A 13,997-nucleotide genomic window follows, 5' to 3' on the forward strand; every position below is an offset into this window, starting at 1 on the left:
TAATTACAGGATGAAGCTGATAGCGAGGCTGGTACAAGCGATGCCCAAGGCTGCGCCAATCAGTACGTCCGTTAAAAAGTGCACACCGAGCAGGATTCGAGAGCCTGCAATCGCAGTTGCCCACACCAAGCTAAAGAGGTACAAGCTCGGATAGAAATGCCCGATTAGGGTCGCCATAACAAAAGCAGCAGCGGAATGCCCTGAAGGCAGACTGTATTTATCGGATGGCACAATATGAGAGTGAAGTAGTGAAGAGAATTCAGCTGGTCGACGGCGCTTGAGGGTATTTTTAGCAAACCAGTAAATAGGCAGTTCGATTGCGAAGGCGGTTAAGCCCACCAAAAGAAAGTCTCGACCGGTGTTGCTATCGACCAGCAGTGCAATCAAGGCAATCAAAACATAAAGGTGTCCATCTCCAGTATGAGACACCGCTTTACTGAGCGTTGCATGTTGCCCGCCATAGCGGTTGTTTAAACAGAAAACAGAAAATGCCACATCCCAGCGGACAATAGGTTCGATAGTACGCATACGATCTCCTTAACAATCCTTATTCAGTTAAGGCTCAAGTTATGCCCAACAAATGACAGTTAAGTGACGTTTTGAATGAACTAAAATGAAATTTCCCATGCTTGATAGACAGGTCAATGGATCAAGTCAAGATGGCGATAGAAGTGACCGATAAAAATAAAGCGACCCAAGGCCGCTTTATTCTTCTATGTTTTCAATTCTTTATATAAGCAAGCAAACGCTACTTCTATCGTGTCAATGGTTATAGCGTTCGCTAATGATAATAGAGCTCGCAAATAATTAAACGCTAAAGGCTATAGCGCTAGTGGCTCGTGCTTTTTAACCAAACCGAAATCCGCCAATATCGCGTAAGCAGCAGGGATCATAAACAGCACCAGTAAGGTCGAGGCAAATATGCCGAATACGATCGAAATAACCAATGGCTGGATAACCTGAGCCTGTAAGCTAGTTTCCGTCAACAGCGGTAGCAAACCTGCCGCAGTCGTCATTGAGGTCAAGAATACCGCTCGGAAACGCTCACGACTGGCTTTTACCACCGAGTCATGCACGCTATCTCCCTCATCGACATGGTGACGAATGTACTGCACCAACAAGATGGAATCATTAACCACAATCCCGGCAAGCGACACAAAGCCCATCATGCTTGGCATACTCAAAGAATGGCCAAGTATCCAGTGACCAACGACCACCCCAATAAAAGCGAGTGGAATCGCTAACATCACGACCACAGGCTCTAAGTAGCTTCGGAATTGATAACTAAGAATCGCAAACACGCCGAATAAGCCGAGCAAGAACCCTTTGCCCATCGAAGCCCCCGTCTTGGCTGCATCCTTGGCCTCCCCTTCGAAATCAAAGCGTAAACCCGGGTACTTCTGAATAAGTTTGGCGGCTTCATCTTTTTGGAACTGAGCCAGAATCGCGGATGAACTCGCTTTCTTATTATCAATATCACCAAAGATACTGATGGTTCTCAGCCCATCAATACGCTGAATTCGCACGTAGTTACGCTGGAAATCTAATGTCGCCAACGTTGCTAGCGGGATCTGACTGCCATCTGCGGTAATGATTGGGAAGTTAGCTAGCTGCTGTATGTCGCCCGCTTGCTCCTTATCAAGACGCACTTCAATCGAGATATTTTCAACGCCGATTTGAATCTCATCCGCCGTTTGCCCAAAGAAAGCCGCTCGTAACTGAGACGCAATCATCTGCCCATTCACATTGTAGGTTTCGGCTCCAGGGCGCAGCTTAACCAAAATCTCTTCTTTACCCATGCGCATATCATCAAGCACGCCGTGCACCCCATCGAACTGATTAAGGTACTCCTGAATATCCAAAGAAGCGGATTTCAATGCGCTCAGGTCATCGTGTTTGGCGCGGATTTCAATAGCACGACCGCCCGGCCCCATAGTCGGTTGCTTGAACACCAATGAAATAGGATCCGCTAAATCGCCAATATCCTCTCGCCACGCATCAATGAAATCATCGATAACCGTATTACGGCTCTCTGCTCCGCGTAAGTCTAAACGCACAGTGGCTAAATGTGGGCCTGATTCATTGGCGTCTGCGTTGGCATTGAATTGGCTGGTGATATGCTCAACCAATTTATTACCGTCCTCAGCCTCTTCGCTCCATTGCTCATTCAAACGCTCAGCAGAAGCGACAATTTTGTCGACGACTCTCTCGGTTTGAGACAATGATGCGCCCGGCGGAAGAATGATACGCGCCTCGGCAATATCACCATCCAGCTCAGGGAAAGGTTGGAACTTAACAACGCCACCAGCAATCAAGGCTACCGAAAGCAACAGCAGGGTCAGCACTCCGCCCATAAAGGCGTAGCGGAATGTCACCACTTTCTCAACCATGTTCATCAAGGTGGTATTACGAAAGTTCTCAAACTTCTCTAACAACACAACTTTGAAGCGCAGCGCTGGCTTGTCATTCTTTTCTTTGTGTAATGAATGAGACAAGTGATTAGGCAGAATCAGGAAGGCTTCAATCAAGCTCAACGAGAGCACTAATATCAATACTTGAGGAACAGCCTTAAGCACCGCGCCCATTTCCCCATCGAGAAACAGCAAGCTACCGAAAATACACACCGTAGTTAAGAAAGAAGATAAGACTCCGGGAAGCACTTTCTTAACGCCGTTGTACACCGCATCATCAACGTTTTGCCCCCGATCTAAATGGGACGCTATCGATTCGGCAATCACGATGGCGTCATCCATCATGATACCAATCGCCATCAACAGTCCGACCAGCGACATAATGTTAATCGACAAACCTAAGTTCGCCATTAAGAACAAGCCACCAAGGAAGGCAACAGGTAAGCCAGCTGCAACCCAGAATGAATAGCGTAAACTGAAGAACAGCCACATGGTGGCAAATACCAGCACAATACCTTGCCAGCCATTGCGAACCATCATGGTAAGGCGATCCCACAGCACAGAGGAGAGATCGTTGGTCATTTGTAGCGTCACACCATCAGGGGCAATCGCGCTTTGATCTTCAACGAATCGTGTTACGTTCTCTTTGATTCGCAGCGCATCGTCTTCTTTGTTCTTACTGATCTTAAGCAGAGCCGATGGCTTGCCATCAAACAACACCTTCTGTTCATCAAGCTCAAAGCGGTCGGTTATTTTTGCAATGTCCCTCAGACGGATCACTGATCCATTAGGCGCAGAGCCAACCACGATGCTTTCCAGCTCAACCGGTGTAATTCGTCTTTCATCAAAACGAATCAAAAAATTCTTGTCTGGTGTTTCAACGTTACCGCTTGGCAGTTTTACATTCTGACGGCCAATCTGGTCTGCGATATCACCGACACTCAAACCCAGCTGGCGAATGGCTTGGGTATCCAGTTCAACACGGTATTGATGATCAGAGAAGCCGCTAACATCGACCAGTGAAACATCATAATCAAGCTTCATGATACGTTTGAGGTCTTCAGCGTAGGCCTTAAGCTCCGGCCACGACGTTTCTGCTGTGATGGCGATATCAACAACCGGTTCATTCCAATCTAGCTCTTGAACAACAGGCGATTCAATCTCAGTAGGGAAGTCATTGATCGAGTTGATTTGAGTTTGCACATCCACCAGCATTCGACCGATATCCGCTTTCTCATTCAACTTCAGGATTAGACGTGCGCTACCTTCGATGGCTTCACACTGAGTCTCTTCAATGTTAGCGAGGCCATCGACGGCATCTTCCATTCGTACACACAAGCTTTCTTCCACTTCTTGTGGTGATGCACCGGGATAAACGATGGCAGCCATAATATAAGGCGGATCATAAGCGGGGAAGGTTTCACGCTTGATGGTTGATAATGAGCTTATACCCATGATCAATAACCCAAGCATCAACAAGTTTGCCGCTGTTGGGTGCCTAGAAAAGAACTTGATCATGACGCACTCTCCTGAGTATCCGATTCAAGCTTAACTTCTGTAGAGTTCGACTCTTTCAGTAACATGCCTTCGATAGCTGGCAGGACGTCATTAAGAACCAATTTATCTCCCGTTTGTAGCTCGCCACTCACAACCACTTGGTTATCTCTGCGATAAAGCACTTCAACACTCACCACTTGCAAGCGCTGATTGTCATCCATCAGGTAAACCTTATCACCGTGCAGTGCTCGCTCAGGAACCACCCAACTCAGATTGGCTACACCCTCAATCTCAGCTTTTACGAACATACCGTTGACCAAAGGGGTCGCATTGCTTGGCTGCAGTTGTGAATAGTCTTGAGCGATCTCGAGAATAATTCCGGCTGTCGCTTGGTTTTCATCAACCGTCTCACTGATTCTTGCCACCTTCGCAGGCCACCTCAGGTTCAGGTTACCGCTGTTAAGTTGAATCGTCGCTTTGATTGGCGCTTCATAAGGATTAGGGATACCTGCAGCATCGCGAGGGAATTGATTAAAGCTCGAGGCTAAAGTTTGCATATCGTGAATAGAAAGTTGCGCCTCCACTTCCATGACATTAATTCCGTGAGCAACAAACATCTCTTGCTGAAGGTTAACAACTTGGTTTTGTTCGATATCAACCTGAGCAATTCTCATCGCTCTTGGCAAAATGATGGTGGTCTTATCGAGAGAGCGCTGCGCCTCTTTTACTTTAGACACATTGACCTTTATCACCGCTTCCGCAACGCGTTTTTCATCAGGCATTAAAGCGATTTGGTTCGCGATATCTAGCACTAGCTTTTGTTGAGATAAAGCACTTTGTTGTTGCAGGTCGACATCCGATTGAGAAGTCAGCCCTTTCTTACGCAGATCTTGTTTACGTTGTAGCTCTTTATTGCTGATCACCAAACGATTCTTTTCGATCTTAAGAGTCTGATTAAGGTTGTCTTCTTCTTGATTCAATTTCGCTAATGAGGTTTGGCTTGATTTTAGATCCGCCTCTGCTTGTATCAGTTTCAATTCGTAATCCAATGGATCAACCTTGAGCACGACCGTTCCTGCAGGGATCACCTGGCCTTTTTCAAGATCTGGATGTCGATACACGATCTGTCCTGTCACCTCAGCAATCGCTTTCCATTCAACTTTAGGCACTACTTTGCCAAAGCCGACCGCTAACGGCGCTATCAGTTGTTGTTCTAGGCTCACAGTATCAACTAAGCGAGCCCTATCACCCGCAGGTTTGGTTGGAAGATCCGGCTTCAAGTTAATCGCGGCGACAAGGCCAATAACACCAACCGCAAGTGCTGGAAAGAAGAGTAGTTTTTTATTTATTTTCATTATCTTTGGTCCTGCACGGAAGAAGGGCTCGGTGCGTTAATAAAGCCTTCAGCCATCAATTGAATGTTGTGTTCGATTAAACGATTAAGAAATTCTTCATTAATCTCAATCCCATGAATTGCCAATAAAGGCGGCGGAGCGATGAAAGGAAACACCATCAAGCTTACATACGAAATACGGCACAATTTTGGATCCATGTTCTGTTTTAAGATGCCTTGTTCAACCAACTTTTCAAAAATGACATCTTGGGCTGGCTTTGCAACATCGAGGAAAACCTTTTCGAGCAACTCTCTTTGCACTTCAGAGGGAGGCATATTCATCACTTGGGCTATCAAGCGAGGAAACTTCGGCACTTTGACCATCTCTTTGTAGTAAGTCCGCATTAAATCAAGAAAGTTCTCATGACTGCTTTCATCAACGAGTCTCTGCATTTGTAATTGCATAGGGCGTAATGTTTCACGCAGCATCGCCTCAAACAATCCGGCTTTACTGCCAAAGTAATAGCGAATCATCGCAATATTCACACCCGCTCGCTCAGCAACTAAGCGAGTCGATACCTTGTCGTACGGTTGAACCACGAACAGATCTCGAGCGTGCTCAATGAGTAACTGCCGTACATCTAGATTCTGTTGAGGTCGCCCTGCTTTACGCGCTGCCATCACTGAGACCTATCCCTATAATTAATCACACGATTAATTATAGGGATAAATCGACATGGTTGTAGAAGATTAATTACTCACTATTTAATCAAATGATTAATTAATTTAGCCACCCTTTTAATTTTATTGGTGAATCGTTCCATCAAAAAGATTTACTACAAAGTTTTAACCTACACATCAGCCAAACGATAAACTAACCGCCCAGTACAAAACACTCAATCAGCTGATAACACCAGCAAACAACACGCAAGCAGCACAAACCAAAAAAAAACACCGCCAAAGCACGCTGATATTGGATTTTCTTGTTTGACGCTCAGAATAAATTGCGGTAAATATGGTGTTAACAGTTTATTTACGGATATTTGTGTAATGAGTTTTTCTTCTTCTCGACTGCTGAAACTTCTCCTTATCGTGAACCAATCGCGCGGGTAAGTTGTGGGTCAAGAACTACACAAATATTAAAACCCGCGCTGAGCGGGTTTTTTTGTAACTGGCACTTTTAAAAGAACATCATTCTTAATAATAATTTGGATAGCAATCGATTCATTATCGATATAAGGAAGCACCCATGAACGATCAAGTGATAATTTTTGACACGACCTTACGTGATGGCGAGCAAGCGTTGGCTGCAAGCTTAACGGTAAAAGAGAAATTACAGATCGCTTATGCACTTGAACGACTGGGTGTAGATGTTATTGAAGCGGGCTTTCCGGTGTCATCACCAGGCGACTTTGAGTCAGTACAAACCATCGCAAAAAATATTAAAGACAGCCGAATCTGTGCACTTTCTCGTGCTGTAGCGAAGGATATCGATGCCGCTGCAGAAGCGTTAAAAGTCGCTGAGCAGTTCCGTATTCACACCTTCATTTCTACATCAACGGTTCACGTGCAAGATAAATTACGCCGTAGCTACGACGATGTTGTCGATATGGCAGTAAAAGCGGTAAAGCATGCGCGCAACTACACAGACGATGTTGAGTTCTCTTGTGAAGATGCAGGTCGTACGCCTATCGATAACCTATGTCGTATGGTTGAAGCGGCAATCAACGCGGGCGCGAAAACCATCAACATTCCAGACACAGTGGGCTACACAGTACCTAACGAGTTTGGTGGCATTATCAAAACGCTATTTGATCGCGTTCCAAACATCGACCAAGCAATCATCTCTGTTCACTGTCACGATGACTTGGGTATGTCGGTTGCTAACTCAATTGCTGCGGTACAAGCCGGTGCTCGTCAAGTTGAAGGTACTATTAACGGTATCGGTGAGCGTGCGGGCAACTGTTCTTTAGAAGAAATCGCAATGATCATCAAAACTCGCCAAGAGTTACTAGGTGTTCATACTGGTTTGGATCATCAAGAGATTCACCGTACCAGTAAGTTGGTTAGCCAGCTTTGCCACATGCCAATTCAAGACAACAAAGCAATCGTCGGTGCTAACGCATTCAGCCACTCTTCAGGTATCCACCAAGACGGCATGCTTAAGAACAAGAACACTTACGAGATCATGACTCCTGAGTCTATTGGCTTGAAAAACAAAGCATTGAACCTAACCAGCCGCAGTGGTCGTGCAGCCGTTAAGAGCCACATGGACGCAATGGGCTACAAAGACAATGAGTACAACCTAGATTCATTGTACGAAGACTTTTTGAAACTGGCTGACCGTAAAGGCCAAGTATTCGATTACGACCTAGAAGCACTAATGCACTTCGCAAATCTACGTGACGAAGATGACTTCTATAAACTTAACTACCTAAGCGTACAATCTGGTAGTGTTATGTCTACCACCAGCATCAAGCTGCAATGTGGTGATGAAGAGAAATGCGAAGCGGCTGTCGGTAACGGCCCGGTTGATGCTTTATACCAATGTATCTACCGCTTAACGGGTTACGAAATTGCATTGGATAAATTCGACCTTACCGCGAAAGGTGAAGGCGAAGATGGCTTAGGCCAAGCTGATATTATTGCGAACTACAAAGGCCGCAAGTACCACGGTACAGGCGTTTCAACGGATATCGTTGAGGCCTCTGGTCAGGCGCTACTGCACGTTATTAATAGCATTCAACGCGCAGACACCATTGCTGAAATGAAACAGCAAAGAATCGCAACAGTTTAAACACCCAATAACAGAGCCCTAGAGCCGATGTTATTGGCTTTAGGGACAAAATTTAAAACGAGCTAAATAGCTCAGTAACAAAGAATTAAAGGATTAACATGACTGATAAATCATACAAAATTGCCGTACTACCTGGTGATGGCATTGGCCCAGAAGTAATGCAACAAGCGCATAAAGTGCTAGACGCGATCGAAAAGAAGCACGCGATTAGCTTTTCTCGCGAAGAGTATGATGTTGGTGGTATTGCAATTGATAACCACGGCTGTCCACTTCCAGAAGCAACAGTCACTGGCTGTGAAGAATCTGACGCAGTACTTTTTGGTTCTGTTGGCGGTCCTAAATGGGAACACCTTCCACCAAACGATCAACCAGAGCGTGGTGCCCTACTTCCTCTACGTAAGCACTTCCAACTGTTCTGTAACCTACGTCCTGCGCAAATCCACAAGGGTTTAGAGTCTTTCTCTCCTTTACGTGCTGACATTTCAGGTAATGGTTTCGACATCGTGGTAGTCCGTGAGCTAACAGGCGGTATCTACTTCGGCCAACCTAAAGGCCGTGAAGGCGAAGGCGCAACGGAGAAAGCTTTTGATACCGAGGTTTACCACCGCTACGAAATCGAACGTATTGCAAAGATTGCTTTTGAATCTGCACGCCTACGTAACAAAAATGTTTACTCAATCGATAAAGCGAACGTTCTACAGAGCTCTATCCTATGGCGTGAAGTCGTTGAAGAGATCGCAAAAGATTACCCAGATGTAACGCTAAACCACATGTACATCGACAACGCGACCATGCAGCTAATCAAAGACCCATCTCAGTTTGACGTAATGCTATGTTCAAACATCTTTGGTGACATCATCTCTGATGAGTGCGCAATGATCACTGGCTCTATGGGTATGCTTCCTTCTGCAAGTTTAAATGAAAGCAACTTCGGCCTATACGAACCAGCAGGTGGCAGCGCACCAGATATCGCAGGTAAGAACATCGCAAACCCAGTCGCGCAAATCCTTTCTGCAGCCCTAATGCTTCGTTACAGCCTAGGCGAAGAAGCGGCAGCACAAGACATCGAAGCAGCGGTTTCTAAAGCACTTTCTGCAGGCGAGCTAACGGCAGACCTTGCTGGCAAAAACCAAGCGCTGACTACCTCTGAAATGGGTGACAAGATCGCTGAGTACATCTTAGCTTCATAAGCTAAAGGCTCCGATTAGAAGCAAGTACATAAGAATAATATCAAGCCAAGTCAGCGTAAACCGCATGACTTGGCTCGAAACAAACACTGGGACTGATGCTCCCAAGGAAGAAAAGCTATGTCGACAAACCAGCACGCAAAAACCTTATACGAAAAAGTTTATGACGCTCACGTTGCGGTTGCAGCGAAGGGCGAAACACCAATTCTTTATATCGATCGTCACTTAGTTCACGAAGTAACGTCACCTCAAGCATTTGATGGCTTGCGTGAGAAAGGCCGCAAAGTTCGCCAAGTTGGCAAGACTTTCGCGACCATGGATCACAACGTATCGACACAAACTAAAGACATCAACGCTTCTGGTGAGATGGCTCGTATCCAAATGGAAACGCTATCGAAGAACTGTGAAGAGTTTGGTGTCACGCTTTACGACCTAAACCACAAATACCAAGGTATTGTGCACGTAATGGGCCCTGAGCTAGGTATTACTCTGCCGGGCATGACCATCGTATGTGGTGACTCGCACACGGCGACACACGGTGCATTTGGTTCACTAGCATTCGGTATCGGCACTTCAGAAGTGGAGCACGTTCTAGCTACGCAAACGCTAAAACAAGCTCGCGCTAAAACCATGAAGATCGAAGTAAAAGGCAAGGTTACTCCTGGCATCACTGCAAAAGACATCGTGCTAGCGATCATCGGTAAAACAACGGCTGCTGGCGGTACTGGCTACGTAGTTGAATTCTGTGGTGAGGCAATTACCGACCTTACGATGGAAGGTCGTATGACAGTATGTAACATGGCAATCGAGCTTGGCGCTAAAGCAGGCTTAATCGCTCCAGATGCAACGACATACGAGTACATCAAAGGTCGTAAGTTCTCTCCAGAAGGCGAAGACCTAGAAGCAGCAATCGAATACTGGGATACGTTAAAAACCGATGCTGATGCAGAATTCGATGCAGTTGTTACATTAGAAGCGGCAGACATCAAACCACAAGTCACTTGGGGTACCAACCCAGGTCAGGTTATCTCAGTAGACACACCAATCCCTGCACCAGAAAGCTTCGCAGACCCTGTAGAAAAAGCATCAGCTGAAAAAGCGCTGGCTTACATGGGTCTTGAAGCCGGTAAATCTCTATCTGATTACAACGTAGATAAAGTGTTCGTGGGTTCTTGTACTAACTCTCGTATCGAAGACATGCGTGCAGCAGCAGCGGTAGCGAAAGGCCGTCAAGTAGCAAAACATGTGCAAGCGCTTATCGTTCCGGGCTCTGAGCAAGTAAAAGCTCAAGCTGAAGCTGAAGGTTTGGATGTTATCTTCAAAGAAGCCGGTTTTGAGTGGCGCCTACCAGGTTGTTCTATGTGTCTTGCAATGAACAACGACCGCCTAGGTCCACAAGAGCGCTGCGCTTCTACATCAAACCGTAACTTTGAAGGTCGCCAAGGCCGTGATGGTCGTACGCACCTAGTTAGCCCTGCAATGGCTGCCGCGGCAGCGATCGCTGGTCACTTTGTCGATATTCGTGAACTTTAATTAGAGGATTTAACATGTCAGGTTTTCAACAACACACCGGATTAGTCGTTCCTCTAGATACGGCCAACATCGATACTGATGCGATCATTCCAAAGCAGTTTCTACAGAAAGTAAACCGCATCGGTTTTGGTAAGCACTTGTTCCACGATTGGCGCTTCCTAGACGATGCAGGCCAACAGCCAAACCCTGATTTTGTAATGAACGAAGCTCGCTACCAAGGCGCTTCAATTCTTTTAGCTCGTGAAAACTTCGGTTGTGGTTCATCTCGTGAACACGCACCGTGGGCGCTTGCCGATTACGGTATCCAAGTAATGATCGCACCAAGCTTTGCCGACATTTTCTACGGTAACTCGATCAACAACCAAATGGTGCCAGTTCGATTGACTGAGCAAGAAGTGGATGAGCTATTCCAATTCGTTGAAGCGAATGAAGGTGCAGAAATTACGGTTGATCTAGAAGCAATGAAAGTCAGCGCGAACGGCAAAGAGTACTCGTTTGAAATTGATGAGTTCCGTCGTCACTGCTTACTGAATGGCCTAGATAACATCGGCCTAACACTTCAACACGCCGATAAGATTTCAGAGTTTGAAGCTAAGATTCCTAGCTTCCTAAAATAAGAAGTCTTGAAATAGAATCGCACTGTTTTGTGTACACATAAAAGGTTGGCCTAATGCCAACCTTTTTTATTTGGCTGAGTTTTTAGCTTAACTTAATGTGTTTATTAAGCTCTGCTCTGTTATTTAACTGAAGAGCCATGAAAGAAAATCGCAAAGCATAAGGTCTTAGTAGTCAGTCATCAGGAGAATGCCATGAAACAACTACTCGTTATTATCAGCCTACTTTTCTCAACCTTAGCTTGGTCTGCGCCTAAATCCGATCTTTGGTCATACTGGAAGCAAAGCGACGAAACCAACCTAGAACAGGTATCTCATCAAGATTGGCAGCAATTCCTCGATAGCTACTTGGTTAAACAGGGGCAAAATACGTTAGTTAGCTATAAAGCGGTGAACACTGCCGATAAGACCAAACTTAAGCAATACATCAAGCAACTCGAACAGGTGAATCCGCTCAACTATTCAAAAGCGGAGCAGTATGCCTACTGGGTTAATCTATATAACGCCGTGACTGTCGATTTGATTCTTGATGCCTACCCGATCAAATCAATAACTAAACTTGGCGGACTATTTAGTTTCGGTCCGTGGGGGGATGATGTGGTAGTCGTTAATGGGAAATCACTGACACTCAATGACATTGAACACCGAATCCTAAGACCAATTTGGCAAGATCCTCGCACGCATTATGCAGTGAACTGTGCCAGCCTAGGTTGCCCTAACTTACAACCTGACGCTTTTACCTCTAAAAATACTGAAGCCTTGCTAGAGCAAGCTGCAACTGAGTTTGTAAGCAGTGACAAAGGCGTGATGGTTACAAACAATAAGCTTCAACTATCATCGATTTACGAATGGTTTGCTGTGGATTTTGGTACGAAGAAACAGCTTATTCAGCACTTAGAACAATATCGAATTGAAGCAGTAACCAATACTCAAAACATCAGTTATGAATACGATTGGTCGCTCAACCAAGCAAACTAGCTCTAAGGCTAAAGTTGATCACTAAAGTAAAAAAGAGGCGAGAGGTTTTTATTAACCTCTAGCCTCTTCTCAATTCTTTGACCGTATATCAACAATTAAAAGCTTGAGTCTGGTTGCTGTAAGAACTCAATCTCTTCGGGAGTCGAAGCTCGCCCTAACACCTCATTACGGTGCGGATAGCGACCAAAACGCTCAATGATCACCTTGTGCTTAAACTCAAAATCAAGGTTATTCTCTAGCCCTGTCTGGGAAAAAAGCAGCACCGCTTGTTCATGCATCAGCAAAGATTCGCTGTGCATATAAGGCATGTAGAGGAAGCTTTTCTGTTGTTGATTGAGTTGGTGATCAAAGCCACTCGCTACCGCTTCTTGAGCTAGAACCAACGCCATAGGATCTGCAGTAAACGCATCTGGACTATTTCTACCAAGATTCCGAGAAAACTGGTCAAGCACGATAATCTCAGCCAAGCGACCCTCTGCTGTCTGACGCCATTCAAATAACTCACCTTGAATGGCGGCTTTGTGCAGTTCAGAAAAACGAGACGCTATCAAAGCGTCAATCTCGGCGCCGCCAGTAAACCAATCTTTAGGCGTCAATTCATCGAACCAAAACTCTAGAACATTCTGATACGTTAACGTCATATAATTCCCTTTAATAAAAAACCGAGTAACTTTGTTATTACTCGGTTTGGTGTTCGATTACTTAAAACCTTTGACCTTCTTTATCAGGTCATAAGCATTTTGAATTTCTTGCGATTTTTCTTTCGCAACATTCATCATCTCAGGCGGTAAGCCCTTCGCCATCAGTTTATCTGGGTGATGCTCATTCATCAATTTACGGTAGGCTTTCTTCACCTCTTTACCATCAGCACTTTCACTCACACCAAGAACCTTATATGCATCGCCAAGCTGGTTCTGTTGCGAAGCCTGTTGCCAACCTGATGATTGCCCATGGCCTTGATGCCCCCCAAAGCTTCCACCTTGCTGTTGGAAACGGAACGCAGCTTCTTGCATCTGCAAGCGGCGTTCTAGTTGTGCTGCCGAAAACCCAAGCCCTTGCGCTATTTTATGCAGAACTTGACGTTCACTCGGGTGCAAACTTCCATCCGCAAATGCGGCAGATACCTGAAGCTCTAGAAAGAACTGCAGAAGATCAAAACGACCACCCGATGAGATTTTAACTCGCTCAAGTACGTCGTTCAGAGGGAAGTCGCTCTCTTTGCCGTCACGGAATGCATCTTGCGCTGCTTTACGCTGTTCGCCATGCAGGTTCATACGCTCCATCATGGTAGAAGCGAGTTGAATCTCTTCTGGCGTTACCTGCCCTTTCGCTTTAGCAACGTGCCCCATAACCGCAAAAGCGGATTTAAAAAACTCGTTCTGTCTTTCTGCTTGGCTTGGACCTCGACCAAAACCAGAGCTATTGAAGCCTGATTGGTTCAATCCGCGAGCTTTATCGAATTGGTGTCCTAAAAACAGACCAAAAACTAAACCGAGTGGCCCTCCAAATAAAAAGCCAAAAAACGCGCCCAAAATTTTGCCAAATATTTGCATTATGTGTTCTCTATCTATGAATTTTATCTGAGTAATGCTGTCTGATGATGCTGAATGCTATTATTTCCTTTATCATAAGGAAAATGCTTTATTA

Annotated in this window: 11 protein-coding genes; 5 read left to right on the forward strand and 6 right to left on the reverse strand. The window is 45.5% G+C overall.

From position 1 onward, the window contains the following. Nucleotides 1–3 precede the first annotated feature (3 nt). The 4 genes from AB4558_RS00530 to AB4558_RS00545 all read right to left on the reverse strand — a co-directional run bounded on the left by AB4558_RS00530 (nucleotide 4) and on the right by AB4558_RS00545 (nucleotide 5,922). A complete protein-coding gene (locus AB4558_RS00530) occupies nucleotides 4–528 on the reverse strand; it encodes a phosphatase PAP2 family protein (protein ID WP_017062930.1) in 525 nt (174 codons plus the stop codon). A 293-nt stretch (nucleotides 529–821) separates the two neighbouring features. After that, complete coding sequence (locus tag AB4558_RS00535; RefSeq protein ID WP_372073172.1) at nucleotides 822–3,929, reverse strand: efflux RND transporter permease subunit; 3,108 nt, start codon at nucleotides 3,927–3,929, stop codon at nucleotides 822–824. Beyond that, nucleotides 3,926–5,263: an efflux RND transporter periplasmic adaptor subunit gene (locus AB4558_RS00540; RefSeq protein WP_372073170.1), complete on the reverse strand. Its 1,338-nt coding sequence runs from the start codon at nucleotides 5,261–5,263 to the stop codon at nucleotides 3,926–3,928. Before AB4558_RS00540 ends, AB4558_RS00535 begins: the two co-directional genes overlap by 4 nt. Then, a complete protein-coding gene (locus tag AB4558_RS00545; protein ID WP_372115725.1) occupies nucleotides 5,263–5,922 on the reverse strand; it encodes a TetR/AcrR family transcriptional regulator in 660 nt (219 codons plus the stop codon). The genes AB4558_RS00540 and AB4558_RS00545 overlap by 1 nt, the downstream gene beginning before the upstream one ends. 568 nt (nucleotides 5,923–6,490) lie before the next feature. Between AB4558_RS00545 and leuA the strand changes: the two genes are divergently transcribed. From leuA to AB4558_RS00570, 5 genes are all read left to right on the forward strand, one after another. Further along, a complete protein-coding gene (leuA, locus tag AB4558_RS00550) occupies nucleotides 6,491–8,038 on the forward strand; it encodes a 2-isopropylmalate synthase (RefSeq protein ID WP_017066940.1) in 1,548 nt (515 codons plus the stop codon). Between the two features lie 98 nt (nucleotides 8,039–8,136). Further along, nucleotides 8,137–9,228, forward strand: a complete 1,092-nt coding sequence (leuB, locus tag AB4558_RS00555; RefSeq protein WP_017061390.1) for a 3-isopropylmalate dehydrogenase — start codon at nucleotides 8,137–8,139, stop codon at nucleotides 9,226–9,228. A gap of 117 nt (nucleotides 9,229–9,345) precedes the next feature. Beyond that, complete coding sequence (leuC, locus tag AB4558_RS00560) at nucleotides 9,346–10,758, forward strand: 3-isopropylmalate dehydratase large subunit (protein WP_372073167.1); 1,413 nt, start codon at nucleotides 9,346–9,348, stop codon at nucleotides 10,756–10,758. Between the two features lie 14 nt (nucleotides 10,759–10,772). Beyond that, nucleotides 10,773–11,375, forward strand: a complete 603-nt coding sequence (gene leuD, locus AB4558_RS00565) for a 3-isopropylmalate dehydratase small subunit (protein WP_017062937.1) — start codon at nucleotides 10,773–10,775, stop codon at nucleotides 11,373–11,375. A gap of 192 nt (nucleotides 11,376–11,567) precedes the next feature. Further along, nucleotides 11,568–12,350 carry a DUF547 domain-containing protein gene (locus AB4558_RS00570; protein ID WP_372073165.1) on the forward strand — a complete coding sequence of 261 codons (783 nt, stop codon included), beginning with the start codon at nucleotides 11,568–11,570 and terminating at the stop codon, nucleotides 12,348–12,350. 95 nt (nucleotides 12,351–12,445) lie between these two features. On the opposite strand, the gene AB4558_RS00575 is transcribed toward AB4558_RS00570, so the two are convergent. Then, entirely contained in the window at nucleotides 12,446–12,991 is a 546-nt protein-coding gene (locus AB4558_RS00575; RefSeq protein WP_372073163.1) for a DUF924 family protein, read from the reverse strand. A 57-nt stretch (nucleotides 12,992–13,048) separates the two neighbouring features. Then, a complete protein-coding gene (gene djlA / locus AB4558_RS00580) occupies nucleotides 13,049–13,903 on the reverse strand; it encodes a co-chaperone DjlA (protein WP_017061385.1) in 855 nt (284 codons plus the stop codon). Nucleotides 13,904–13,997 lie beyond the last annotated feature (94 nt).

This window comes from Vibrio sp. 10N.222.51.C5 (genome assembly GCF_041474575.1).
In the GTDB taxonomy this organism is placed as follows: Bacteria; Pseudomonadota; Gammaproteobacteria; order Enterobacterales; family Vibrionaceae; genus Vibrio; species Vibrio crassostreae_C.

Coding starts and splice junctions, on each gene's coding strand:
- leuA (WP_017066940.1), top strand. CDS start 6,491: ATGAACGATCAAGTGATAATTTTTGACACGACCTTACGTGATGGCGAG.
- AB4558_RS00535 (WP_372073172.1), bottom strand. CDS start 3,929: ATGATCAAGTTCTTTTCTAGGCACCCAACAGCGGCAAACTTGTTGATG.
- AB4558_RS00530 (WP_017062930.1), bottom strand. CDS start 528: ATGCGTACTATCGAACCTATTGTCCGCTGGGATGTGGCATTTTCTGTT.
- djlA (WP_017061385.1), bottom strand. CDS start 13,903: ATGCAAATATTTGGCAAAATTTTGGGCGCGTTTTTTGGCTTTTTATTT.
- leuB (WP_017061390.1), top strand. CDS start 8,137: ATGACTGATAAATCATACAAAATTGCCGTACTACCTGGTGATGGCATT.
- AB4558_RS00540 (WP_372073170.1), bottom strand. CDS start 5,263: ATGAAAATAAATAAAAAACTACTCTTCTTTCCAGCACTTGCGGTTGGT.
- leuC (WP_372073167.1), top strand. CDS start 9,346: ATGTCGACAAACCAGCACGCAAAAACCTTATACGAAAAAGTTTATGAC.
- AB4558_RS00570 (WP_372073165.1), top strand. CDS start 11,568: ATGAAACAACTACTCGTTATTATCAGCCTACTTTTCTCAACCTTAGCT.
- leuD (WP_017062937.1), top strand. CDS start 10,773: ATGTCAGGTTTTCAACAACACACCGGATTAGTCGTTCCTCTAGATACG.
- AB4558_RS00545 (WP_372115725.1), bottom strand. CDS start 5,922: ATGGCAGCGCGTAAAGCAGGGCGACCTCAACAGAATCTAGATGTACGG.
- AB4558_RS00575 (WP_372073163.1), bottom strand. CDS start 12,991: ATGACGTTAACGTATCAGAATGTTCTAGAGTTTTGGTTCGATGAATTG.